Genomic DNA, 22,090 nt, shown 5'->3' with positions numbered 1-22,090 from the left:
AAACGCCCGGTTACATTCCGAACCCGGAAGCTAAGCCTTACAGCGCCGATGGTACTGCAGGGGGGACCCTGTGGGAGAGTAGGACGCCGCCGAACAATTATTGAGGAAACCCCGCATCTTCGGATGCGGGGTTTTCTGCGTTTAAGGTTGATTCATGCGCTACGACCTCGTGATCTTCGACAATGACGGTGTCCTCGTCGACAGTGAGCCGATCTCGAATCGGCTGCTTGCCGCTTATCTCTCCGAGCTCGGCCATCCCACCTCGTACGAGGAGTCGCTGCGCGACTACATGGGGGCCGCCATGCATCGGGTGCACGATCTGATCGCCGAGCGGACCGGGGAGCGGCTGCCGGGGGACTTCGACGATGTTTTTCATGGGCGGGTCTTCGCCGCGTTCGAGCGGGAGTTGCAGCCGGTTGCCGGAGTTGTGGATGTGCTGGAGAAGCTGACGGCCGACGGAGTGCCGTACTGCGTGGCCTCTTCCGGGAGCCATGAGCGGATTCGGGTGGGGCATCGGACGACCGGGCTGGACCGGTGGTTCGACGATGAGCGGATCTTCAGCTCGCAGGACGTGGGCAAGGGGAAGCCGGCGCCGGATCTGTTCCTGCACGCGGCTCGGGTGATGGGCGTACCGCCGGAGCGGTGTGTGGTGGTCGAGGACAGTCCGCTGGGGGTGCAGGCGGCCGTGGCCGCGGGCATGGATGTGGTGGGGTTCACCGCGATGACGCCGGCGGAGCGGCTGGCGGGGGCAGGTCATCTCTTTTCCGACATGGGGGAGCTGACCGACCTGCTGATGTGACCCGGGGCGGTGAAGCCTTCCAGGTCGGCCGGGGTAGCTGAGGGAAATTCATCTTTGGCTGGATATACCCAGCGGTGCTCCGGAGCCCTACGCTCGCCGCCATGACTCAAGTGCTGCGGCGCGGCAGGGCCTCGCTCGGGTTCGGCTTCTTCGCCCAGGGCGTCGCCTTCGCCCTGCTGGTGACACGGATCCCGACGACCCAGGACCGCTACGGAGTGTCCGACGCGCTGCTGCCCGCCTTCCTGGCCGCGGTACCGATCCTCGCCGGCGTCGGGAGTGTGGCCACCGAGCATCTGGTGAAGCGGGTGCGGCCCAGTGTGGTGCTGCGCTGGGCGCAACCGGTGGTGCTGCTGGCGCTGTTCGGCGTCGGGGTCGGCGACCGGATGGTCGAACTCGCCGTCGCGTTGGGTGCGTTCGGGCTGTCCGTGGGTGCGCTGGACGCCTCGATGAACATGCTCGGGGTCACCCTTCAGCGGTCGTACGGGCGCAGCATCATGCTGGGGTTCCATGCCGCGTACAGCCTCGGTGGGATCGTGGGGGCCTCGTTCGCGTGGGTCGGGGCGCACTGGGATCTCGCGCTGTGGGTGTCGTATCTCCCCGTGGTGGCGGTGCTGGTGCCGGTGTGTCTGGTGGGGAGCCGGTGGTACGTCGACGGGGACCACGGCGAGAAGAGTGCCGAGGGGGAGGCGGGGGCCGGGGGCGGGCTGGTCTTCAAGGCGCTGCTGCCGCTGTGTCTGGTGATGGCCTTCGCCTATATCGGGGACTCGACGGTCTCCAACTGGAGTGCGAAGTACCTCCAGGACGTGCTGGGGAGCTCGGAGCAGCTCGCGACCGTGCCGTACAACGTGTACATGGTGACCACGCTCGTGGGCCGGGCGCTGGGGGACTTCGGGGTGCGGCGGCTGGGGGCCGTGACGGTGGTGCGGGGTGGGTCGGTGCTGGCGGCGATCGGGTTCGCCGTGGTGGCGGCGGCGCCCGGACCGTGGGTGGGGATGCTCGGGTTCACGCTGCTGGGGCTGGGGTTGTGTGTGCTGGTGCCGCAGACGTTCGCGGCGGCCGGGCGGCTCTTTCCCGGGGCTTCGGATGCGGCCATCGCGCGGCTCAACATCTTCAACTATGTCGGGTTCCTGATCGGTTCTCCTTTGGTCGGGGCGCTGGGGGACGCCTGGAGCTACCGCGGGGCCATGCTCGTACCGATGGTTCTGGTGCTGCTGACACTTGTGTACGCCCGCTCGTTCGATGGTCAACAGGACCGATACCGTGGCGGGCATGAGCGGTCGCGGGCAGCTGATGTGGGACGAGGCAGTAACGGGCTATGACTTCGGTCCGGATCATCCGATGGATCCGGTACGGCTGGATCTGACGCGGAGACTGGTCGCGGCGTTCGAGCTCGACCAGGAGATGGACGTGGCGACGGCGAAGCCGGCCGGGGAGTCGACGCTGCGGCTCGTCCACCGGCAGGACTACATCGACGCGGTGAAGGCCGCGTCGGCGGATCCGGGGGTGGCGGACGCGTCGTACGGGCTGGGGACCGTGGACGATCCGGCGTTCGCCGGGATGCACGAGGTGTCCGCGCTGATCGCCGGGCTGTCCGTGGGGGCCGCCGAGGCGGTGTGGCGCGGCGATGTCGCGCACGCGGTGAACTTCGCGGGTGGGCTGCACCATGCGATGCCGGGGTCCGCGTCGGGGTTCTGCGTCTACAACGACGCGTCGCTGGCGATCGCGCGGCTGCTGGAGCTGGGGGCCGAGCGGGTCGCGTACATCGACGTCGACGTGCATCACGGGGACGGGGTGCAGGCCGCGTTCTGGGACGATCCGCGGGTGCTGACGATCTCGCTGCACGAGCATCCGCGGACCCTGTTTCCGCAGACCGGGTGGCCCGAGGAGACCGGGGCGGACGGGGACGCGGCGGGGTCGGCCGTGAATGTGGCCCTGCCGGCGGGGACGGGGGACGCGGGGTGGGTACGGGCGTTCCATGCCGTGGTGCCGGAGCTGCTCGCGGAGTTTCGGCCTCAGGTGCTGGTGACTCAGCACGGGGCCGATACGCATTTCGAGGATCCGCTGGCGCATCTGGCGGTGTCGCTCGATGCGCAGCGGGCTGTGCAGGTCGCCTGTCACTCGCTGGCGCACGAGTTCGCCGACGGGCGGTGGGTGGCGCTGGGTGGGGGTGGATACGCCGTGGTGGATGTGGTGCCGCGGTCGTGGACGCATCTTGTGGGGATTGTCGCCGGGCGGGAGGTTGCGCCGGAGGCGGTGACGCCTGAGGGGTGGCGGGCGGAGGTGTTTGCTCGTACTCGGCAGATGGCGCCTCTGCGGATGACTGATGGGCGGTGGCCTGTGGGGTGGGGGGAGTGGGGGGCGGGGTACGACCCCTCTGATCGGGTGGATCAGGCTGTGTTGGCTACTCGGCGGGCCGTGTTTCCGCTGCGGGGGTTGTTGGCGTAGGGCGTTTTCCCGGGCCCGGGCCCGGAGTGGAGGCTGGGGGCGGGGTGTTGCGCGGCCCGGCGTTTGCGGGGTGCCGCTGCGCCCACCCGTGCCGCCCTGCGGCACGACTGCCCGCAGCGGCGGCCGTTGTTAGGCCAACCGTGGTGGGTTTTTGGTGAGTTGGGGACTTGGCGGGGTGGTTTCGGGAGGATTGGGGGATGTTTGAGTATTTGGTTCGGTGTGGGCTTGCTGGGGTTGTGGGGACCTCGCGGGAAGTGAGCCTGCGGAGGTATCGGCTGTTCGCGGCACGGGATCCTCGGGTGCTGATCGGGATTGATCCCGAGGGGTCCTGGGGTGAGCGGGAGTTGATCGCTCTGATGGCCGAGAAGTGTGGAGTTTCGGCCGATCCCGAATGTGTTGACGGTCAGGATGTGATCGATCCGGGGCGGACGGTGGCCGCGCTGGACGCGTTCGCGGAGCGGCTCGGCACCGCCGCGCGGCACAGGGTTCCCGTACTGCTCGGCACTGGGCACCCGCATCGCCTGATCGGTTTCTACGCCGCGCTCGCGGACGCGTTGTCGGCGGCGGGATGTGCCGTACTCACACCGGCGCAGGGTCGCTGTGTCGACATAACGACCCGGTTCGGTCTACGCACGTACAACCTTGACTACGTACGAGGCGTCGCGATCGTGCGGGCGCGCGACGGGGAGGGGCCCGGTTGTGCGACCGGCGCACACTCGCACTCACCACTGCCGGTTCGGACGGCTCTGGCGGCGGTCGCCGAGGCCGGCGGGCCGCTCCCCGAGCTGGTGATCGGAGACCACGGCTGGGTCTGCGGAGCAGGTCAGCTGGGGTTCGACGCCATGGGGCTGGCCGACACGGACGACCCCGCCCCGTTCGTGGGCGAGGCGGAGGGGCGCGTGTCCGTCGTCGTTCCACTTGATGACGGCGTGCGGGCCGATTACTACCTGCCGCTGACCCGCTACGTACTCAATCGAGCGTGTCTGTCACAGTAGGCCAGCGATGGGTGCACCTCTTCCCCACTCGCATCACCCGCCCCTACATTGGGGAGTGAGCACGCAACGACGAAGAGTCACCGGAAGGGGAAGCCGGTGGCCGTCGAGTGCGGAAGGTTCAGGTGTGTCATGGCAGCAGGCGATCAGAGGCCTCTGAATGAGGTCGTGTTCCTTACCGTGGCGGAAGTCGCCTCGGTGATGCGAGTGTCGAAGATGACCGTGTACCGGTTGGTGCACAGCGGTCATCTGCCCGCGATCCGGGTCGGGCGGTCGTTCCGAGTCCCGGAGCAAGCGGTTCACGAGTACCTCCGCGAGTCGTATGTGGGGGTGGAGACGGCCTGACGGCGGTCCGGGGAGATCCGTACCAACGCGGCACAGGGCACCTTCGGATCTCCCCGTCCGGCCTCGATTACGACCCCGGCGCTCGGGCGGGTAGGCTAGCCCCTCGTAGGTCGTATGGGCCCATGGCGCCCAAACGCCGAGTGATGAGAAGTGAGCGAGGGTAGTCGTGGGCTCTGTTATCAAGAAGCGGCGCAAGCGGATGGCCAAGAAGAAGCACCGCAAGCTGCTCAAGCGCACGCGCGTTCAGCGTCGCAACAAGAAGTAGTACCGCTCTCCGGCGGTACTGCTCGCGAACGGAACGCCGCATTGCGTGGCTGTGGCCCCCCATCGGATCCGATGGGGGGCCACGCGCGTATCCGGGTACCCGTCCGGGGTTGGTCCGGCGGCTGGTCCGGGCCGGTTCGGGGCCGGTTTTGGCACTTCGGGCCGTGGGCGGTCATCACAGCGCAACACCAACCCGCTAAGTTGGCCCGCAGGGACGCGGTACGTCTGGAAGGAAGGCGCTGATCTTGGGCAAGGTCGTGCTGGTGACCGGAGTGGCCCGTCGACTGGGAGGCCGGTTCGTACGACGGATCCAGCGCGATCCCGACGTGGAGCGGGTCGTCGCCGTGGACGTCGTGGCCCCCGAGCACCACCTGGGCGGCGTCGACTTCATCCGCGCGGACATCCGGCAGCCGACCATCGCGCGGGTGCTCGCCGAGACCGGCGCCGACACGGTCGTACACATGGACGTCACCGCGACCGCGCTGGGCAGCGGCAGCCGGACGACGGTCAAGGAGACCAACGTCATCGGCACCATGCAGCTGCTGGGCGCCTGCCAGAAGTCGCCGACGGTGAAGCGGCTTGTGGTGAAGTCCAGTACGAACGTCTACGGGTCGGCGCCGCGTGATCCGGCCGTGTTCACGGAGACCACTCCGCCCAAGTCGCTGCCGAGCGGCGGCTTCGCGAAGGACACCGTCGAGGTCGAGGGGTATGTGCGCGGCTTCGCGCGGCGGCGCCCCGACGTCGCCGTGTGTGTGCTGCGGTTCGCCAACATCCTCGGGCCGAGCGCGGACTCGCCGCTCGCCTCGTACTTCTCGCTGCCGGTGCTGCCGACCGTGCTCGGCTACGACCCACGGCTTCAGTTCGTGCACGAGGACGACGTGATCGACGTCCTGCGGATCGCCTCGCACGAGCCGCGGCGGTCCACGCTCAACAGCGGGACCTTCAATATCGCCGGGGACGGCGTGCTGACGCTCTCGCAGTGCTCCCGGCGGCTCGGCCGGCCGACCGTGCCGCTGCTGCTGCCGGCGGTCACCTGGGCCGGTTCCCTGGTGCGTACGCTCGGCATGACCGACTTCTCGCCCGAGCAGATCCGGCTGTTGACGCACGGCAGGGTGGTGTCGACGGCCCAGATGCGCGAGACACTGGGGTTCCAGCCGAAGTTCACCACCGCCGGGACGTTCGCCGACTTCGCGCGCGGTCGCGGGCCCGGGCTGCTGCCGCCGGAGGCCCTCGCCGCGGCCGTCGACCGGATCGCCGCGCTGCCCGTCGCCGGCGGCGGGCGGCCCCCCACGCAGAGCGCCAACTGAGGAGCGCATCAACGATGGCGGATGCCAAGGTCATTCCGTTCGACGACGACCGGTCCCGTGGGGGCGCCGCGCAGCGGCCGCCGCGGCGCCGGAGCGCGGGGAGCCGGCGAAAGAACGGGGAGCCGGCCCCGGTCCGTCAGCTCGACGAGCACCAGCAGGAGCCCGAGACCGGTGAGGTCCAGCCCCTGCCCGGCCGGGCCGATGCGCAGGATGATGTTGCTGTGACCCATGAGGAGGAGCCGCCGCAGCAGCCGGCGGCCGAGGGCGGTCTGGAGCAGCGGATCGCGAGCGGGCTGGCGTTTCTGCGCCGCCGGCTCACCGGGGACTACGAGGTCGACGACTTCGGCTACGACGCGGAACTCACCGACCAGGTCCTGATGTCGCTGCTGCGGCCGGTGTACGAGCAGTACTTCCGTGTCGAGGTGAAGGGCGTCGAGAACATCCCGTCCGAGGGTGGGGCGCTGATCGTCGCCAACCACTCCGGGACGCTGCCGCTGGACGGTCTGATGATGCAGGTCGCGGTGCACGACCATCACCCGGCCTCCCGGCATCTGCGGCTGCTCGCGGCCGACCTGGTCTTTGTGCTGCCGGTCGTCAACGAACTCGCCCGCAAGCTCGGCCACACCCTGGCCTGCGCGGAGGACGCCGAGCGGCTGCTCGCGCAGGGCGAGCTCGTCGGGGTGATGCCGGAGGGCTTCAAGGGCCTGGGCAAGCCGTTCAGTGAGCGCTACAAGCTCCAGCGGTTCGGCCGCGGTGGCTTTGTCTCGACGGCGCTGCGGCAGGGCACACCGATCATCCCGTGCTCGATCGTGGGCGCCGAGGAGATCTATCCGATGATCGGCAACTCGAAGACGCTTGCGCGGCTGCTGGGATTCCCGTACTTCCCGCTGACACCGACGTTCCCGTGGCTGGGGCCGCTCGGGGGGATTCCGCTGCCGACGAAGTGGACCATCCAGTTCGGTGAGCCGATCCCGACGGACGGGTATCCGCCGGAGGCGGCCGAGGACCCGATGCTGATGTTCAACCTCACGGACCAGGTCCGCGAACAGATCCAGCACACGCTGTACAAGCTGCTGGTGCAGCGCAGGTCGGTGTTCTTCTAGTCGGTCGCGTACGAGTAGCCGGTCGCGTACGAGTACGAGTACGAGGACGGAGGCGCCCTTTTCATCAGGCGCCCCCGTCCTCGTGGTTCCGGCCAGGTGGCCTAGTCCGCGTCCTCCGCCTCGATGCCCAGGCCGGGCAGCAGGCCCGGGAGGAGCGGCGGGAGGGTGACGTCGGGCTCCGCCGTCGGCGGGCGGGTCTGGGACGGGGAGGCGGTGCCGGTGTCCTTCGGCGGTTCGAGAAGGCCGCCGGTGTTGCCGCCGAGCAGACCGTCGTCCTCGCTGCCGGAGTCGGCCGAGCGGCTGGGGTCGCCGGTGCGGGAACGGTCGCCGTCGGACGAGCCGTGGCCCGTACTGGGCGCGGACGGCGCCCGGCCGGTGTCGGTGGCGCCGGGGGCCTGGCCGGTGCCGGTGCCCTGGCGGTTGTCGTCCGTGCCGCCGCCGCCCCGGGCCGGGGGCTGCGGGAGCAGTGACTGGAGCGGGGCGACCTCTTCGTCTATGGCGTCGAAGACCGACGTCACCTGCTGGCTGACGTCGCCGAGCTGCACCGGCAGCCGGTCGCGCAGGGCGCCCCAGGCCTCCCGGTGCGACTGGGAGAAGGACGACAGTGCCTGGATGGGGCCCAGGGAGTCCGGGTCCCGCTGGTAGGCCGCGGTGAGCAGCCGGTGGCCCTCCGAGGCGTCGTGGGTCATGCCGGACAGGGCCCGGCGGATCTCGCCCAGGAACTCGTGGTCGAGGTGGCCGCCGCGGTCCCGCTCCATAAGCCGGCGGGCTTCGCTGAGCCGGGTGGAGGCCTGGTCGAGATAGGCCTCACCCCGCTCGTCGTCGCCGTCGGCGAGGCCGCGCTTGAAGTCCTCGATGCCGCGCTTGAGCCCGTAGAGCGAGTCACCGGGGAGGGCGTCGTGGCTGGCGGCGGCGACTCCGCCGAACGCGCTCGCCGCCACCCCCACACTGAGACCGCCGGCCGTGAGGCCCTTGGCCAGCCGGGTGCGGGGCCGGAATTTCCCCAGGGGGGTGGCCCGGTGCGCGCCCTTGCTCCGGCGGGAGCGCTGCTCGGGTACCGATGGGTCCGTCGCCGCCCCTCCGATGGTGCCTTCCGCGAGCATCGCCTCCATCGCGGCCACCAGCTGCGCCCGCTGGACGACCTTGACCTCGGGATCCAGCTCCGGTTTGGGCAGCTCGTCGAGACTGGTCGCGAGGGCCAACAGGCTTCCCCGCTCGGTCTGTTCCGCTGCCGGGGCCGGTGGTGATCCCTCGGACTGCTCGGCCGCCGGGCCCCGGTCGGTCTGCTCCTCCAGGGCCTGGGCGAAGGCGTTCGCCCGCCGGTGCGCCGATACGTTCGCGATCACTGGCGGCACCTCCTCTCGTCATGACGGTCGACTCCCCAGGGGGTCCTGAGGGTTGCACGCCCTGACCATGAGCACACGATCGAGTGACCGGCACCGGCCAGGGAGTGACCACAGGGAGCCTGCATCCCGCACAACGAGTGGCGCGGCACTTGGGTTACGGACTGCGGATGATCGGATCGGGGAGTCAACAGGCTTTCACTGACCGTGAGTTGGCGATTGCTGAACGTGTACGGCCAGACGCGCCGGGCGGATGGGTCAGCGGGCGTCGTCCGGGAGCAGCCGGGCGAGGGTGCGGACGGCGCGGTACTGGAGGGTCTTGATCGCGCCCTCGTTCTTGCCCATGACACGGGCGGTCTCGGCGACCGAGAGGCCCTGGAGGAAGCGGAGTGTCACGCACTCCTGCTGCTGGGGGTTGAGCCGGCGCACCGCGTCGAGAAGGGCGGCGTTGGAGAGGGACTCCAGGACGGAGTCCTCGGGGGAACGCTCGACCTCGTTGGCGTCGAGCATCTCGCCGGTGGTGACCTCCAGACGGAAACGGCTGGACTTGAAGTGGTCGGCGACCAGGTTGCGGGCGATGGTGACGAGCCACGCGCCGAAGTCGCGGCCCTGCCAGGTGAAGGTGCCGATGCGGCGCAGGGCGCGCAGAAAGGTCTCGCTCGTGAGGTCCTCGGCGGTCGCTTTGCCTCCGACGCGGTAGTAGATGTAGCGGTACACGGTGTCGCTGTACTGGTCGTACAGGCGGCCGAACGCGTCGGCCTCGCCGGCCTGGGCCCGCTCCACCAGGTCCATCATCCGGGCACTGTCGCTGTCGGCCGCCGGGCGGCGGGCCGTGGTGGTGGCGGGGGCGGCGCCGGACGTGCGCGATCGTCTGCCGACCGCGGCGCTGCCCTCGGCCAGTGCGTAGCACGGGCCTGCGGGTGCGGCGGAGGCGAAGGCGGGGACGGCGTACGACGTGGGGACGAGGTCGCGCAGCAGTTGTTGGACCGTTGCGCGCAGCGTAGCCAGGCCCGAGGCGTCAACCCCGACGTGTGGGTACACGGGACTCCCAGAGGCAGAGCTTCCATCACGTGCAGTGCGGGACCGTTCACCCGTCGTAGCGACGGAAGGGGTACCGGTTTGCGTCTGAGGAGAATAACGCTTCGTGCAGGCACTGCTACACCCAGTTGCTCAAATCATCGATTACGTCGCTTCTGTAACCGATTGACGCTCGATCAAGTGCCGGGGAGTGAACGGTTGTTGATCGGAATGGTTCGGGTTGTGGGTGGATGCGGGGCGTGTTGTGGCGGTGCGCGGACAAGGGGAGTGGTCAGGGGGGTTCGGGGGTACGACGTTCTGATTGGCCGGGATTGCGTTGGCGCGGCGGCGCCGAGGGCGTTTGGGGGCGCGGGGAACTGCGCGCCCAGCCACCACGACGCCGCACCGTCCCGACAGCGCTCACCCCCTCCAGGGGCGCGGGGAACTGCGCGAACGGCCACGATGGCGCCGCACCGTCCCGACAGCGCTCACCCCCTCCAGGGGCGCGGGGAACTGCGCGAACGGCCACGACGGTGCCGCACCCGACACACTTCCCGGCGTGGGGGCTGGGGCGCGGGGCGTTGCGCAGCCCGGCGCGACGGGGTGCCGCCGCGCCCACCCGTGCCGCCCTGCGGCACGCCTGCCCGCGGCGGCGGAGGGAATGTGGGCTGCGGCGCGTGGGTGGGCAGCGCCCTGCGGCACGCCTGCCCGCGGCTGCGGAGGGAAAGGTGGGCGGCGCCCCGCGGTGTGCGTGGCTGCGGCTGTGGAGGGAGAGCGGTACGTCTGGCTGCGGCTACGCCGTGGTTGTCAGCGGCGTTTTCTGTGGAGGGCGATTGCTGCTGCTGTGCCTCCGGCTACTGCGCCTACTCCCGCGGCGGCCGGGATGCCCACCTTGGCGGCCTTGCGGCCCGTGCGGTAGTCGCGCAGGCGCCAGTCGAGGTTCCGGGCGTGCTTGCGGAGCTTGCTGTCCGGGTTGATGGCGTAGGGGTGGCCGACCAGCGAGAGCATGGGGATGTCGTTGTGGGAGTCGCTGTAGGCCGCGCAGCGCGAGAGGTCCAGGCCCTGCACCGAGGCCAGCGCACGCACCGCCTCCGCCTTCGCGGGCCCGTGCAGCGGCTCGCCGACCAGCTTGCCGGTGTAGACGCCGTCCACGGACTCGGCGACCGTGCCGAGCGCGCCGGTCAGGCCGAGCCGGCGGGCGATGACCGTGGCGATCTCCACGGGGGCCGCGGTGACCAGCCAGACCTTCTGGCCCGCGTCGAGGTGGGCCTGGGCGAGCGCGCGGGTGCCCGGCCAGATGCGCTCGGCCATGTACTCGTCGTAGATCTCCTCGCCGATGGACATCAGCTCGGCGACCCGGTGGCCCTTGACGATGGACAGGGCGGACTCCCGGACGTCCTGCATGTGGTCCGGGTCCTCGAAGCCGGCGAGCCGGAACCAGGCCTGCTGCCAGGCGAACCTGGCGAGGTCGCGGGTCTGGAAGAACTTCCGCTTGTGCAGGCCGCGTCCGTAGTGGAAGAGCGCGGCGCCCTGCATGACGGTGTTGTCCAGGTCGAAGAAGGCGGCGGCCTTGGTGTCGCCGTGCACCGGGAACACCGGTTTCTCGCCGGGGACGTCCGTGGAGACGCCGGCGGAGACCTCGTCGGAGACCTCGGTGGTCTTGCGCGCGGCCTCGGCCGAAGCCTCGCCTGCCAACACGCTCCGCGCCGTGGCGGAGCGCCTACGGGGAGTGAGCCATCCAAGAGCGGCCATGGCGTGAGCATAGCCAGTCTGTTCGGTCGTTCCGGAGTCGGGAGGTTTGCGGGGTGTGAACTCTCCGCATCCGGGCGTTGAAGGAGCCCTCGATAATGGGCCGTATGAGCCCCATCTTCCGGCGGAAGGACTCCGCCCCGCAGGAGCGTCTCGTCACACTCGTCCGCAAGCCCGGCTGTCATCTGTGCGACGACGCAGAGGTCGTGATCGAGAAGGTGTGCGGCGAACTCGGTGTGCCCTGGGAGGGCAAGGACATCACCCAGGACCAGGCGTTGTACGACGAGTACTGGGAGCAGATTCCGGTGGTGCTCGTCGACGGCCGGCAGCACACGTTCTGGCGGGTGGACGAGCAGCGGCTGCGGAAGGCACTGACCGACCAGTCCAAGTAGGCTCGAAAGTCGCTTAGGATCGACGGCGAATCGGTCTCGGGGGCGTTGATCGTAAGAGGAGTGTGTGCGGTTTGCCCCCAAGAGAAGAGGAACGGTGGTGCTGGTGCGCCGGTTCCGTACGGTCGCGCCGGGGGCGCGTGACGCCGGTCACGTTGGCCGGGCAAATCGGACACCATCTTTGTGCACGCGTTCACAAAGACATAGCCTGCTGTCGACGGGGCGGTCTGGGGACGCATGACCGCCCACAGCCCCGCTCTACCCGCAGGAGCACCGTGGCAACTGGCCGAACTCACCGACCGGCGACCCGTAGCCGAGGGATTCCCGAGGCCACCGTCGCCCGGCTTCCGCTGTACCTCCGGGCCCTGACCGCGCTCTCCGAGCGCTCGGTGCCCACGGTCTCGTCCGAGGAACTCGCGGCGGCGGCGGGGGTCAACTCCGCAAAGCTGCGCAAGGACTTCTCGTACCTGGGCTCCTACGGGACGCGTGGTGTGGGGTACGACGTCGAGTACCTCGTCTACCAGATCTCCCGCGAGCTGGGCCTGACCCAGGACTGGCCGGTCGTGATCGTCGGTATCGGTAACCTCGGCGCCGCGCTCGCCAACTACGGCGGGTTCGCCTCCCGCGGCTTCCGGGTCGCCGCCCTCATCGACGCCGATCCGGCGCTCACCGGGGAGTCGGTCGCCGGCATCCGGGTGCAGCACACCGACGACCTGGAGAAGATCATCCAGGACAACGGCGTCTCGATCGGTGTGATCGCGACCCCCGCGGGCGCCGCCCAGCAGGTCGCCGAGCGGCTCGTCGCCGCCGGTGTCACCTCGATCCTGAACTTCGCGCCGACCGTGCTGACCGTCCCCGAAGGGGTCGACGTACGCAAGGTCGACCTCTCCATCGAGCTCCAGATCCTCGCCTTCCACGAGCAGCGCAAGGCCAGCGAGGAGCAGTCGGGCGACAGCGAGCCCCCGGCCGCCCGCGGCCGCAAGGCGTCCGCCGACAAGGGACCCGACGGGGACGTACCCGCCGTGATGCCGGCATGAGTCTCCTCGTCGTCGGGCTGAGCCACCGCAGCGCCCCGGTCAGCGTGCTGGAACGGGCCGCGCTGAGCGCGGACGCCCAGATCAAGCTGGCCCAGGACACGGTCGCCGCCGAACCGGCCGCCGAGGCCGCGGTGCTGGCCACCTGCAACCGCATCGAGCTGTACGCGGACGTCGACAAGTTCCACGCCGGTGTCGCCGAGCTGTCGACGCTGCTCGCCCAGCACAGCGGGGTCGGCCTGGAGGAGCTCACTCCTTATCTCTATGTGCACTACGAGGACCGGGCCGTCCACCATCTGTTCTCGGTGGCCTGCGGCCTCGACTCGATGGTCGTCGGCGAGGGCCAGATCCTCGGCCAGATAAAGGACTCGCTCGCCACCGCGCAGGACCTGCACACCTGCGGACGGCTGCTCAACGACCTGTTCCAGCAGGCCCTGCGGGTCGGCAAGCGCGCCCACTCCGAGACCGGCATCGACCGCGCCGGGCAGTCCCTGGTCACCTTCGGCCTGGAGCAGCTCGCGACGGGCGCGGACACCAGCGCCTGGGCGCGCGGCAAGAAGGCCCTGGTCGTCGGCGCCGGCTCGATGTCCTCGCTGGCCGCGGCGACGCTCGCGCGCGCCGGGGTCACCGAGATCGTGGTCGCCAACCGCACCGCGGACCGCGCCGAGCGGCTCACCCAGATCCTCAGCCAGACGCACGACACGGACGTGACGGCCCGCGCGGTACCGATGGACGCGGTGCCGGCCGAGCTGACACGTGCCGACGTCGTCGTCTCCTGCACCGGCGCGACCGGTCTCGTCCTCACCGGCGACATGATCGCCGCCGCCGTCGAGGGCCGTACCGGAGAGCCCGCCGCCGAGTCCGAGCCCGACGGGAAGCACCGTACGCCGCTGCCGCCGACCTCTGTCGGCAGTGACGACGGCTGCCCGCTGGACCTGTCCGCCGTGTCGCCCGGGTTCTCCGTGATGGGCGAGGCCGCCGTCGCCGGCATGGACGCGGCGACGCTGGAGCAGCACGCCAACTGGGTCGGCGGCGGTGCCGTCGACCGCCGTGAGGCCGCCCGGCGCGCACCCGGCACCGACGCCGAACTGATCAGCGCGCTCGCCGCGACCGCCGCCACCGTCGGCCGGGTCCCCGAGCACCGCAGGCCCGAGCCGGTCGCCGAACCGCCGCGCCCCGAGCCGCTGCTGTTCCTGCTCGACCTCGCCATGCCGCGCGACATCGACGCCGCCGTGCACCGCCTGACCGGGGTGCGCCTGGTCGACATCGAGTCGCTCGCCGAGGCCTCCGCGGACGCGCCGATGGCCGCCGACGTGGACCAGGTCCGCGAGATCGTCGCCGACGAGGTCGCCGCGTTCGGCGCCGCCCAGCGGGCCGCGCACATCACCCCGACCGTCGTCGCGCTGCGCACCATGGCCGCCGACGTCGTCGCCGGTGAGATCGCCCGCCTCGAAGGACGGCTGCCCGCACTCGACGACCGGCACCGCGCCGAGATCACCCAGACCGTGCGGCGCGTGGTGGACAAGCTGCTGCACGCGCCGACCGTACGGGTCAAGCAGCTCGCGGCCGAACCCGGCGGCGCCGGGTACGCGGACGCGCTGCGCACCCTGTTCGACCTCGACCCCGAGACGGTGGCCGCCGTCTCCCGCGCCGAGGACAGCACCGAGTTGAACGGCAAGAACCGAGGGCCGGCATGACTGACCACACACTGAGACTCGGCACCCGGCGCAGCCGGCTCGCCATGGCTCAGTCCGGACTGGTGGCGGACGCCGTGCACCGGTTGACGGGCCGGCCCGTCGAACTCGTCGAGATCACCACGTACGGAGACACCTCCCGCGAGCAGCTCGCGCAGATCGGCGGCACCGGGGTCTTCGTGACCGCGCTGCGCGACGCGCTGCTGCGGGGCGAGGTCGACTTCGCGGTTCACTCGCTGAAGGACCTGCCGACCGCGCAGCCCGCCGAACTGGCCCTGGCCGCCGTCCCGCTGCGCGAGGACCCGAGGGACGTCATCGTCGCCCGGGACGCCCTGAAGTTCACCGACCTGCCCCGCGGCGCACGGATAGGTACCGGCTCACCGCGCCGCATGGCACAGCTGAACGCGTACGCGCGCAGCCACGGGCTGGACATCGATACCGTTCCGATTCGCGGAAACGTCGACACCCGGATCCGGTACGTGCAGGATGGTGAACTCGACGCCGTCGTACTGGCCGCCGCCGGACTGAACCGGATCGGCCGGGGCGACGAAGTGACCGACTTCCTGTCGGTCGACACGGTTTTGCCCGCCCCCGGCCAGGGGGCACTGGCGATCGAGTGCACTGCGGACAACGCAGACCTGATCGCCGCGCTCGGCGAGCTCGACGACCCGTTCACCCGGGCCGCCGTGACCGCCGAACGGTCCCTGCTCGCCGCCCTGGAGGCCGGTTGCAGCGCACCCGTTGGTGCACTCGCCGACCTGCTGGCCGACGGGCAGATTGTCAAGGAAATGCGCCTGCGGGGCGTCGTCGGCACGACCGACGGCTCCCGTACGGTGCAGCTGTCCACCACCGGTCCCGTGCCCGAGACGCACGAGGGCGCAACTGCTCTCGGCCGCGAACTCGCAGCCGAGATGCTCGCCCAGGGTGCGGCCGGTCTGATGGGGGAGCGAGCACATTGAGCCCCACCACCCTTCCCGCCGGTCCTGAACACGGGCACGTCACCTTCCTGGGTGCCGGACCCGGAGATCCGGGACTGCTCACTCTGCGCGCCGTGGAGGCGCTCGCCCACGCGGACGTACTCGTCGCCGAGCCTCTTGTGCTCGACGTCGTGCGCGCCCACGCCAGGCCGGGCGTCGCCGTCGTGAACACGGACCCGGGTTCCTCTTCGGACCCTCATCCGGGCACGGGCACGCCTCAGCTGACGGTTGTTGACGGTTCGTCAACAACCGTTGCGGGCCCCGTGGAACGGGATGCCGCACATCTTGTCATGGAGGCCGCACGGGGCGGCAGGCGGGTCGTGCGTGCGGTCTCGGGGGACCCGGGACTTGATACGTACGCCGCCGAGGAAATGCTCGCCTGCGCCGCGGCCGGTGTTCCCTTCGAGGTCGTCCCCGGCATCGCCAGCGCCGTCGGCGTGCCCGCCTACGCGGGTGTGCCGCTGCGGGACGCGCAGGGCGCGGACGTCCGGTTCGTGGACGCCCGTACCGCCTCCGACCGCTGCTGGACCGAGGTCGGCGCCTCCGACGGGACCGTTGTCGTGTCGACGTCGCTCGACTCGGTGGCCTCGGCCGCGGGTGAACTGGTGTCGGCCGGCCGTAAGCCGGACACCCCGATGACCGTCACCGTCGCCGGTACGACGACCCGGCAGCGCACCTGGACCGCCACGCTCGGCACCATCGCGCAGACCCTCAAGCAGGCCAAGGTGCTGCCGTCGCCCGAGGGCGGGCAGCCGGTGATAGCCGTCGTCGGCGAGCGGTCCGCCGCCGCACAGCGCGAGCAGCTGTCGTGGTTCGAGTCCAAGCCGCTCTTCGGCTGGCGCGTCCTCGTGCCGCGTACGAAGGAGCAGGCGGCGTCGCTCTCCGACCAACTGCGGTCCTACGGGGCCGTGCCGCACGAGGTGCCGACGATCGCCGTCGAACCGCCGCGCACGCCCCAGCAGATGGAGCGCGCGGTCAAGGGGCTGGTCACCGGGCGCTACGAGTGGATCGCCTTCACCTCGGTGAACGCCGTCAAGGCCGTGCGGGAGAAGTTCGAGGAGTACGGGCTCGACGCGCGTGCCTTCGCGGGGATCAAGGTCGCCGCGGTGGGCGAGCAGACGGCGAAGGCGCTGGTCGCGTTTGGTGTGAAGCCGGATCTTGTGCCGAGTGGGGAGCAGTCGGCGGCGGGGTTGCTGGAGGACTGGCCTCCTTATGACCCCGTGTTCGATCCGATCGACCGGGTGTTCCTGCCGCGCGCCGACATCGCCACCGAGACGCTGGTCGCCGGGCTGATCGAGCTCGGGTGGGAGGTCGACGACGTCACGGCCTATCGGACCGTGCGGGCGTCGCCGCCGCCTGCGGAGACGCGTGAGGCGATCAAGGGTGGTGGGTTCGACGCCGTGCTGTTCACGTCGTCGTCGACCGTGCGGAATCTGGTGGGTATTGCCGGGAAGCCGCACAACGTGACGGTGATCGCCTGTATCGGGCCCGCCACCGCGAAGACCGCGGAGGAGCATGGGCTGCGGGTGGATGTGATGGCTCCCGAGCCGTCTGTTCACAAGTTGGCGGAGGCGTTGGCCGAGTTCGGGTTGCGGCGGCGGGCTGCCGCGCTTGAGGCCGGGGATCCTGTTACTCGGCCCAGTGAGCGGCGGCCGGGGGCTCGGCGACGGCGGACCACTACGTAGCGTTGGTGTGCGGGGTGCTGTTCCGTTGCCCGGGGTTGGGGCTGGGGGCGGGGCGTTGCGCAGCCCGGCGCATACGGGGTGCCGCTGCGCCCACCCGTGCCGCCCTGCGGCACGATTGCCCGCAGCTGCGTGGGTGGGTGGGGTGGCCGACTTGTCGTCGGTAAAGGGTGGGGGTGGGTGGGCGTAGCGTGGGGGTATGTCGAAGTACGGATCCTTTCCCGGGGCTCGGCCTCGTCGGTTGCGGGGCAGTGAGGCGTTGCGGCGGATGGTCGCCGAGACCCGGTTGCATCCCGCGGATTTCATCCTTCCCGCGTTTGTGCGGGAGGGCGTGAGTGAGCCCGTGCCGATCGCCGCGATGCCCGGCGTGGTGCAGCACACGCGAGACAGTCTGAAGAAGGCCGCCCTCGACGCCGTGGAGGCCGGGGTGTCCGGGATCATGCTCTTCGGGGTGCCGGAGGAGGGCAAGAAGGACGGGCTCGGGACCCCCGGGACCGATCCCGACGGGATTCTTCAGGTCGCCCTGCGCGATGTCCGCGCCGAGGTCGGGGACTCGCTGCTGGTGATGTCGGACCTGTGTCTCGACGAGACCACCGACCACGGGCACTGCGGGGTGCTCGACGAGCACGGGCGCGTCGACAACGACGCCACCCTGGAGCGGTACGCCGAGATGGCCCAGGTCCAGGCGGACGCCGGCGCCCATGTCGTCGCGCCCAGCGGGATGATGGACGGGCAGGTCGGGGTCGTCCGGGACGCCCTGGACCAGATCGGCCGGGAGGACGTGGCGATCCTCGCGTACACCGCCAAGTACTCGTCCGCCTTCTACGGGCCCTTCCGTGAGGCCGTCGCCTCCTCCCTGAAGGGCGACCGCAAGACGTACCAGCAGGACCCCGCCAACGTGCGGGAGTCGCTGCGCGAGCTCGCCCTCGATCTGGAGGAGGGCGCCGACATGGTGATGGTCAAGCCGGCGGGACCGTACCTGGACGTGCTCGCCCGGGTCGCCGACGCCGTCGACGTGCCGGTCGCCGCCTACCAGATCTCCGGCGAGTACTCGATGATCGAGGCCGCCGCCGAGAAGGGCTGGATCGACCGCGACCGGGCGATCATCGAGACGCTGACCGGCATCAAGCGGGCCGGAGCGCGGAACATCCTCACCTACTGGGCCACCGAAGTCGCCCGCAAGGTGAGGTAGTTCCGGCCGGTCCGGCCGCCGGTCAGGCTCAGTACAGGGCCGACTCCCGCTCCTGCTGCCAGTACGTCACCGAGAGCACGCTGTCGTAGTAGACGCCCTTGGCGGGCAGCGGCGGGGTCGCCGAGGGGCCGCCCGTGCTGTTCGGGGTCCGGCCCTGGAACGCGACCGTCAGCTTCCGGCCCGTGGTGCCGCCCGTGCCGCTGCCGTCGCCCGAGCTGAGCCGGACGCCCGCGTATCCGGACTCGCCCGGGTTCAGCGTCGGCACCGCCTGCGGCTTGCTGTCCTCGATGGGCTGCGGCACCCACTGCATCTCGTCGAAGCGGAGCACCGGGTAGTACAGCAGCGCGCACGGCTTCGAACCGGTGTTGGTGACCGTGAGCAGCATGTGGTTGAGGGGGCGGGAGACCGGCTGGGCCGTTGTCCTGGTGTTGGCGCCGTTGCAGGTGGCCAGGTTCTCGGGGGAGTAGGGGTCGGGGTCGTGCCGGTCCGACTGGGCCGGGCGCTCCGTGCCCTTGGGGCGGTCCGTCTGCGTCGGCCGCTTCGAGTCCGAGCCCGAGTCGGACGTCTGTACCCGGTCGTCCGACGGCTGCTCCCGCGCCGGCTTCGAGGGCTCCGTCGACCCCGCCGACCGCGCGGTGGCCGGCGGGCGGACCGTCTTCGAGGCGCCCTCGTCACGGGTGCCCGTGCCGTCGTCGCAGGCGGTCAGGGCGAGGGCGGCGAGCGCGGTGCCGGTGACGGCGAGGAGGCGGGCCTGGCGGAACGTACGCATGGCTGTTTCCGTTCTGTACGGGTGGGTTCTGAGCCGTCCGCTCGACCGGGTGCCGGGAGCGGCGTGCTTGGATGACCAGAGCTTGTGCCGTGCTTCGTCCCGGCCGCCAGGGCCGGCGGGCCATCCGGGACGCTGGAACGGCTGTAACACGTCTGACCTGGAGGAACGTCCTTCCCCTGGAACGGGGGAACGGGACGCGGGGGATGGAGGAACGGGTGGCGGAAGGCACGGCGGCGGCCGAGTTCGCGGCACTTCTGCGAGAGCTGAAGGACCGCTCCGGGCTGAGTTACGGCGTCCTCGGCAAGCGGCTGCACCTCAGTACGTCGACGCTGCACCGCTACTGCAACGGGGATGCCGTACCCGCGGACTACGCACCCGTCGAGCGGCTCGCCCGGCTGTGCAAGGCCACTCCGCAGGAGCTGGTGGAACTGCATCGGCGGTGGGTGCTGGCCGACGCGCGGCGGGGGAGGAAGGGAGCGGGCGGGGAGGAGACGACCCTGTCCGGTGCCGGTGCCGGTGCCGGGGACGCTGGGGACGCCGGGGTCTCCGAAGCGCCGCCTGCCGGTACGGCCGCCGACCTCCCCGGCCCCCTCCGTCCCGACCGCTCCCGGCGTCTGCGTCGGCGTACCGTCGTGCTCGCCGGTGTCGCCGTGGCCGTGGTGTTCGGGGCCGTCGCGCTCGCCGTGGGGCTGCCCGGCGGCGGCGGGGGCGGGGGCCAGGACGGCGACCGGCGGGACAGTCCCGTCGGGGCCGCCGCGTCCGAGCGGGGTTCCGCCTCGCCGACCGGTCACCCGTCCTCCGGGGCCCCCACCCGCGGCGCCGCGCCCGGCGGGCGGAGTTCACCGGGCGCCCCGGCGTCCAAGACGCCGACCCCGGCCTCGACGCAGGGCGGCGCGGCCGGTGACCGGAGCGACACCGAGCCGCCGCTGACCGTGAACACCCGGCCGTACACCTGGGAAGGCCCCTGTTCGCAGCGGTATCTGATCGACCGGGAGCCCGCGGACGTCGGGCCGCCGCCGGTGGAGCAGGACGCGCCGGCCTGGGTGGGCGCGTACAAGGCGGTGTCGGCCGGGGAGCAGCTGGTGACGCTGACCGTGCAGGGCACCGGCGCGGACACGGTGGTCGTCGACGGCCTCCAGGTCCGGATCGCCGGCAAGGACACCCCGCTCGCCTGGAACGACTACGTGATGGGCGTCGGGTGCGGTGGCGGGGTGCCGACGCGGCCGTTCTCCCTGGCGCTGGACGCCGCACGGCCGCGGGTGGTGGCGGGCGACGGGCAGCGGGACTTCCCGTTCAGCGTGAGCGAGTCCGACCCGGAGGTCTTCGAGATCTACGCCGACGCGTCGGCCTACGACGTGTCCTGGTACCTGGAGCTGACCTGGTCCAGCGGCGACCGCAAGGGCACGGTCGTGGTCGACGACAACGGGCGGCCGTTCCGCACGAGCGGGGAGAACGGGCGGCCGTTGTACGAGTTCCCGCTCGGCGGCGAGAAGTGGCTGAAGTCGAGCGGCGAGGGTCGCTGAGCCGACCCCGTCCCGGCCGGGGGCCCCGTTCCGGCCGGGGTCCCGTCCCGGCCGGGGAGCACGTCGGACGCGGAGCCCCCGCGTCCGTATCGCGGAAATGTCTGTGCAGGCCACAACCGTCTTCCTAGGCTGCGGGGACGAGCCGTCGTGTTCGCCGTCCCGCAGTCGAAGGAGCCGCTGAGCCATGACCGTCACCGAGCCCGCCCAGGCCCCCGCACCCGTGCCGCCGCTCGCCGAGCGGGCGCGTTCGATCGGCGGCTCGCCGGTGCGGGACATCCTCGCCGTCACGGCCCGGCCCGAGGTGATCAACTTCGCCGGCGGGCTGCCCGCGCCGGAGCTGTTCGACGCCGAGGGCATAGCGGAGGCGTTCCGCGCGGTGCTGGCCGAGACACCGGAACGGGCCCTTCAGTACGCCACCACCGAGGGCGAGCCCGCGCTGCGGACCGCTCTCGCCGCCCGCGCCACCGCCCGCGGACTGGTCACCTCCGCCGACGACGTCCTCGTCACCACCGGCTCCCAGCAGGGCCTCTCCCTGCTCGCCACCGCCCTGCTCGAACCCGGTGACACCGTCCTCGTCGAGAACCCCTGCTATCTCGCCGCCCTCCAGGCGTTCGGTCTCGCCGGCGCCCGGGTGATCGCGGTCCCCTGCGACGAACAGGGCCTGGACCCGCAGGCGTTGGAGGAACTGGTCGGCATCCACCGGCCCAAGCTGCTCTACACCGTCCCCACCTTCCAGAACCCCACCGGCCGCACCCTGCCCGCCGACCGGCGGGCCGCCGTCGCGGCCGTCGCCGCCCGCAGCGGACTGTGGATCATCGAGGACGACCCGTACGGCGAGCTGCGCTTCGAGGGCGAGCGGGTGCCGTGGATCGCCTCCTACGACGGGGCCGGCGACCGTGTCGCGCTGCTCGGCTCCTTCTCCAAGGTCATGGCGCCCGGACTGCGGCTCGGCTCGCTGCGGGCGCCGGCCGGACTGCTGCGCGCCTGCGCGGTCGCCAAACAGGCCGCCGACCTGCACACCCCGACCGTCAACCAGCTCGCCGCCGCCCGCTATCTCGCCGACCGGGACCTGGACGCCCATGTGGCGCGGGTCGCCCGGGTCTACGGCGAGCGCCGCGACGCCATGCTCGCCGGGCTCCCCGCGGCCCTGCCGCAGGGCTCGACCTGGAACCGGCCCGAGGGCGGCATGTTCCTGTGGGCGCGGCTGCCGGAGACGTACGACACCACCGCGCTGCTCCCCGAGGTGGTCCGGCACGATGTGGCCTACGTGCCCGGCGCCCCCTTCTACGCGGGTGTGCCCGACCGGGCGACCCTGCGGCTGTGCTTCGTCACGCAGACCCCCGAGGAGATCGCGGAGGGGCTGCGGAGACTGGGCGCCGGGCTGCTCGCGGGCCGGAAGGCCTAGGTCGAAGCGGGTAGCGGGGATCCGGCGCGTGGCGGGGGATCCCCGCGGCACGGATGCGTAC

General features: G+C 71.1%; 20 protein-coding genes and 1 rRNA gene. 17 read left to right on the top strand and 4 right to left on the bottom strand.

All coding sequences use genetic code 11. The features are described 5' to 3' along the window. From rrf to ACIQAC_RS14810, 9 genes are all read left to right on the top strand, one after another. Window positions 1–95 (top strand): 5S ribosomal RNA (rrf, locus tag ACIQAC_RS14850); the annotation flags it as partial. Window positions 96–154: 59 nt separating this feature from the next. Beyond that, window positions 155–799 (top strand): HAD family hydrolase, encoded by a 645-nt coding sequence (locus tag ACIQAC_RS14845; RefSeq protein WP_402190648.1) that lies wholly within the window; start codon window positions 155–157, stop codon window positions 797–799. Between the two features lie 101 nt (window positions 800–900). Further along, the gene (locus ACIQAC_RS14840) at window positions 901–2,118 is read left to right on the top strand and encodes an MFS transporter (protein WP_402190645.1); all 1,218 of its coding nucleotides are present in this window, start codon (window positions 901–903) and stop codon (window positions 2,116–2,118) included. Beyond that, window positions 2,069–3,244 carry an acetoin utilization protein AcuC gene (locus ACIQAC_RS14835; protein ID WP_402190642.1) on the top strand — a complete coding sequence of 392 codons (1,176 nt, stop codon included), beginning with the start codon at window positions 2,069–2,071 and terminating at the stop codon, window positions 3,242–3,244. The genes ACIQAC_RS14840 and ACIQAC_RS14835 overlap by 50 nt, the downstream gene beginning before the upstream one ends. Window positions 3,245–3,441: 197 nt before the next feature. Beyond that, entirely contained in the window at window positions 3,442–4,239 is a 798-nt protein-coding gene (locus ACIQAC_RS14830) for a phosphatase (protein ID WP_402190640.1), read from the top strand. 129 nt (window positions 4,240–4,368) lie between these two features. Next, complete coding sequence (locus ACIQAC_RS14825; RefSeq protein WP_402190637.1) at window positions 4,369–4,581, top strand: helix-turn-helix domain-containing protein; 213 nt, start codon at window positions 4,369–4,371, stop codon at window positions 4,579–4,581. 166 nt (window positions 4,582–4,747) lie between these two features. Then, entirely contained in the window at window positions 4,748–4,846 is a 99-nt protein-coding gene (locus tag ACIQAC_RS14820; protein ID WP_003948845.1) for a 30S ribosomal protein bS22, read from the top strand. Between the two features lie 244 nt (window positions 4,847–5,090). Beyond that, window positions 5,091–6,152 carry an NAD-dependent epimerase/dehydratase family protein gene (locus tag ACIQAC_RS14815; RefSeq protein WP_402190635.1) on the top strand — a complete coding sequence of 354 codons (1,062 nt, stop codon included), beginning with the start codon at window positions 5,091–5,093 and terminating at the stop codon, window positions 6,150–6,152. Between the two features lie 14 nt (window positions 6,153–6,166). After that, window positions 6,167–7,255 (top strand): lysophospholipid acyltransferase family protein, encoded by a 1,089-nt coding sequence (locus ACIQAC_RS14810; protein ID WP_402190633.1) that lies wholly within the window; start codon window positions 6,167–6,169, stop codon window positions 7,253–7,255. 101 nt (window positions 7,256–7,356) lie between these two features. Here the strand turns inward: ACIQAC_RS14810 and ACIQAC_RS14805 are convergent, their stop codons facing one another. From ACIQAC_RS14805 to ACIQAC_RS14795, 3 genes are all read right to left on the bottom strand, one after another. Next, window positions 7,357–8,601, bottom strand: a complete 1,245-nt coding sequence (locus ACIQAC_RS14805; RefSeq protein ID WP_402190630.1) for a DUF5667 domain-containing protein — start codon at window positions 8,599–8,601, stop codon at window positions 7,357–7,359. A 255-nt stretch (window positions 8,602–8,856) separates the two neighbouring features. Beyond that, entirely contained in the window at window positions 8,857–9,639 is a 783-nt protein-coding gene (locus ACIQAC_RS14800) for an ECF subfamily RNA polymerase sigma factor, BldN family (protein ID WP_402190627.1), read from the bottom strand. A 783-nt stretch (window positions 9,640–10,422) separates the two neighbouring features. Continuing rightward, window positions 10,423–11,367 (bottom strand): HAD family hydrolase, encoded by a 945-nt coding sequence (locus ACIQAC_RS14795; RefSeq protein ID WP_402190625.1) that lies wholly within the window; start codon window positions 11,365–11,367, stop codon window positions 10,423–10,425. 95 nt (window positions 11,368–11,462) lie between these two features. On the opposite strand from ACIQAC_RS14795, the gene ACIQAC_RS14790 reads away from it, so the two are divergent. The 6 genes from ACIQAC_RS14790 (at window position 11,463) to hemB (ending at window position 18,332) form a co-directional block, all read left to right on the top strand. Beyond that, a complete protein-coding gene (locus ACIQAC_RS14790) occupies window positions 11,463–11,756 on the top strand; it encodes a glutaredoxin family protein (RefSeq protein ID WP_402190622.1) in 294 nt (97 codons plus the stop codon). A gap of 272 nt (window positions 11,757–12,028) precedes the next feature. Continuing rightward, entirely contained in the window at window positions 12,029–12,790 is a 762-nt protein-coding gene (locus ACIQAC_RS14785; RefSeq protein WP_402190619.1) for a redox-sensing transcriptional repressor Rex, read from the top strand. Beyond that, on the top strand, window positions 12,787–14,484 hold the full coding sequence (locus ACIQAC_RS14780; RefSeq protein ID WP_402190617.1) for a glutamyl-tRNA reductase: 1,698 nt from the start codon (window positions 12,787–12,789) through the stop codon (window positions 14,482–14,484). Before ACIQAC_RS14785 ends, ACIQAC_RS14780 begins: the two co-directional genes overlap by 4 nt. Further along, a complete protein-coding gene (gene hemC, locus ACIQAC_RS14775; RefSeq protein ID WP_402190615.1) occupies window positions 14,481–15,440 on the top strand; it encodes a hydroxymethylbilane synthase in 960 nt (319 codons plus the stop codon). Before ACIQAC_RS14780 ends, hemC begins: the two co-directional genes overlap by 4 nt. After that, a complete protein-coding gene (locus ACIQAC_RS14770; RefSeq protein WP_402190612.1) occupies window positions 15,437–17,143 on the top strand; it encodes a uroporphyrinogen-III synthase in 1,707 nt (568 codons plus the stop codon). Before hemC ends, ACIQAC_RS14770 begins: the two co-directional genes overlap by 4 nt. A 196-nt stretch (window positions 17,144–17,339) precedes the next feature. Next, a complete protein-coding gene (gene hemB / locus ACIQAC_RS14765; RefSeq protein ID WP_402190609.1) occupies window positions 17,340–18,332 on the top strand; it encodes a porphobilinogen synthase in 993 nt (330 codons plus the stop codon). 28 nt (window positions 18,333–18,360) lie between these two features. On the opposite strand, the gene ACIQAC_RS14760 is transcribed toward hemB, so the two are convergent. Next, entirely contained in the window at window positions 18,361–19,101 is a 741-nt protein-coding gene (locus ACIQAC_RS14760; protein ID WP_402190607.1) for a DUF4232 domain-containing protein, read from the bottom strand. Between the two features lie 215 nt (window positions 19,102–19,316). Here ACIQAC_RS14760 and ACIQAC_RS14755 point away from each other — a divergent pair, with 215 nt between their 5' ends. Together ACIQAC_RS14755 and ACIQAC_RS14750 are read left to right on the top strand one after the other, a co-directional pair. Continuing rightward, the gene (locus tag ACIQAC_RS14755) at window positions 19,317–20,624 is read left to right on the top strand and encodes a helix-turn-helix domain-containing protein (protein WP_402190604.1); all 1,308 of its coding nucleotides are present in this window, start codon (window positions 19,317–19,319) and stop codon (window positions 20,622–20,624) included. A 184-nt stretch (window positions 20,625–20,808) separates the two neighbouring features. Then, window positions 20,809–22,029 (top strand): PLP-dependent aminotransferase family protein, encoded by a 1,221-nt coding sequence (locus ACIQAC_RS14750; RefSeq protein WP_402190601.1) that lies wholly within the window; start codon window positions 20,809–20,811, stop codon window positions 22,027–22,029. Window positions 22,030–22,090: the final 61 nt, after the last annotated feature.

Origin of the sequence: Streptomyces sp. NPDC088387, assembly GCF_044753385.1 — a bacterium.
In the GTDB taxonomy this organism is placed as follows: Bacteria; Actinomycetota; Actinomycetes; order Streptomycetales; family Streptomycetaceae; genus Streptomyces.
This window is presented reverse-complemented; position numbering and strand designations above follow the sequence as displayed.

What these genes read in the sequence shown, in the direction of transcription:
- ACIQAC_RS14845 (WP_402190648.1), top strand. Translation starts at nt 155, where the DNA reads ATGCGCTACGACCTCGTGATCTTCGACAATGACGGTGTCCTCGTCGAC.
- ACIQAC_RS14840 (WP_402190645.1), top strand. Translation starts at nt 901, where the DNA reads ATGACTCAAGTGCTGCGGCGCGGCAGGGCCTCGCTCGGGTTCGGCTTC.
- ACIQAC_RS14835 (WP_402190642.1), top strand. Translation starts at nt 2,069, where the DNA reads ATGAGCGGTCGCGGGCAGCTGATGTGGGACGAGGCAGTAACGGGCTAT.
- ACIQAC_RS14830 (WP_402190640.1), top strand. Translation starts at nt 3,442, where the DNA reads ATGTTTGAGTATTTGGTTCGGTGTGGGCTTGCTGGGGTTGTGGGGACC.
- ACIQAC_RS14825 (WP_402190637.1), top strand. Translation starts at nt 4,369, where the DNA reads ATGGCAGCAGGCGATCAGAGGCCTCTGAATGAGGTCGTGTTCCTTACC.
- ACIQAC_RS14810 (WP_402190633.1), top strand. Translation starts at nt 6,167, where the DNA reads ATGGCGGATGCCAAGGTCATTCCGTTCGACGACGACCGGTCCCGTGGG.
- ACIQAC_RS14795 (WP_402190625.1), bottom strand. Translation starts at nt 11,367, where the DNA reads ATGGCCGCTCTTGGATGGCTCACTCCCCGTAGGCGCTCCGCCACGGCG.
- ACIQAC_RS14790 (WP_402190622.1), top strand. Translation starts at nt 11,463, where the DNA reads ATGGGCCGTATGAGCCCCATCTTCCGGCGGAAGGACTCCGCCCCGCAG.
- ACIQAC_RS14780 (WP_402190617.1), top strand. Translation starts at nt 12,787, where the DNA reads ATGAGTCTCCTCGTCGTCGGGCTGAGCCACCGCAGCGCCCCGGTCAGC.
- hemC (WP_402190615.1), top strand. Translation starts at nt 14,481, where the DNA reads ATGACTGACCACACACTGAGACTCGGCACCCGGCGCAGCCGGCTCGCC.
- hemB (WP_402190609.1), top strand. Translation starts at nt 17,340, where the DNA reads ATGTCGAAGTACGGATCCTTTCCCGGGGCTCGGCCTCGTCGGTTGCGG.
- ACIQAC_RS14760 (WP_402190607.1), bottom strand. Translation starts at nt 19,101, where the DNA reads ATGCGTACGTTCCGCCAGGCCCGCCTCCTCGCCGTCACCGGCACCGCG.
- ACIQAC_RS14750 (WP_402190601.1), top strand. Translation starts at nt 20,809, where the DNA reads ATGACCGTCACCGAGCCCGCCCAGGCCCCCGCACCCGTGCCGCCGCTC.